2 protein-coding genes are annotated in these 984 nt (G+C 72.3%); both read left to right on the top strand.

What is annotated here, in order from left to right; all coding sequences use genetic code 11:
* Positions 1-367: sugar phosphate isomerase/epimerase family protein (locus tag CCN29_RS32080; RefSeq protein ID WP_143661436.1), on the top strand; the 367-nt coding region annotated here is incomplete at its 5' end.
* A gap of 128 nt (positions 368-495) precedes the next feature.
* On the top strand, positions 496-984 hold a 489-nt coding region (locus tag CCN29_RS32075), incomplete at its 3' end, for an MFS transporter (protein WP_143661435.1).

Below are 984 nucleotides of genomic sequence, written 5' to 3'. Positions count from 1 at the left end.
CCGCACCGGTGCGGACGCCATGCGGGTGCTGGGGCTGGTCGGGCACCGGCAGGTGGGGGCGTTGTGGGACGTGATGCACACGTGGCTGGGTGGCGAGCAGCCGGTGGACAGTTTCGCGGCGTTGTCGCCGCACCTGGGGTACGTGCAGGTCAAGGACATCGCCTCGGCGGACGACACGACACCTGTCGGGCTGGGGGCGGGGGTGCTGCCGCTGACCGACGTCGTCGAGGTGCTGTCACGGAACGGGTGGGACGGGTGGCTGTGCTGGGAGTACGAGGCGCGGTGGTACGCCGACGCGGCACCCCTGCCCGGGCTCCTCGCCCCCGGCCGTGAGCACCTGTCGCGCCTGCTGAACGAATCGGCCTGAGGGGCGCGGGCGGCCCGGCGCCGGCGTCCCGGGGAGTGGCGGGGAAAAAGGACTCGCCGGGGCTGTGTGCGGGCGGATAAGGTCCCCGCCATGCCTCAGCCTGTCCGCCGCCGCCCTGTCATGCCCTCGTGAGTGTGTCCCGCGCGTTCATCGACGTGCGTCCGCTGCGTACCTCACCCGTCTTCCGGCGTCTGCTGATCGGCCGGACGGTGTCCGTGCTCGGCAGCTTCATGACCATGGTCACCGTCATGTACCAGGTCTGGGAGATGACGCACAGCGCGGCCTGGAGCGGTGCGGTGGGTCTCGCACAGGCTGTGCCGCTCGTGTGCTTCGGCCTGTTCGCCGGGGCGTGGGTGGACCGGGGCGACCGGCGCCGGATCTACCTGGCCGCGACGGTGGGCCAGGCGGTGTGCTCGTTGCTGCTGGCGCTGCAGGCGTTCACCGGACACGTGCCGGTGGCCGGGGTGCTGGCTCTGGTGGCTGCCCAGTCCGCCTGCGCGGCGGTGGGCGGACCCGCGGCCGGTGTGTTCGTGCCCCGGGTGCTGCCCAAGGAGCAGGTGGCTTCAGGGCTGGCCCTCTACCAGGTCACCGCCCAGTCGATGATGCTGATCGGCCCG

The sequence above is a fragment of the Streptomyces pseudogriseolus genome (genome assembly GCA_002154585.1).
Taxonomy (GTDB): domain Bacteria; phylum Actinomycetota; class Actinomycetes; order Streptomycetales; family Streptomycetaceae; genus Streptomyces; species Streptomyces pseudogriseolus.
The sequence above is the reverse complement of the archived record's forward strand: the minus strand, read 5'-3'. Positions and strand labels throughout refer to the sequence as shown.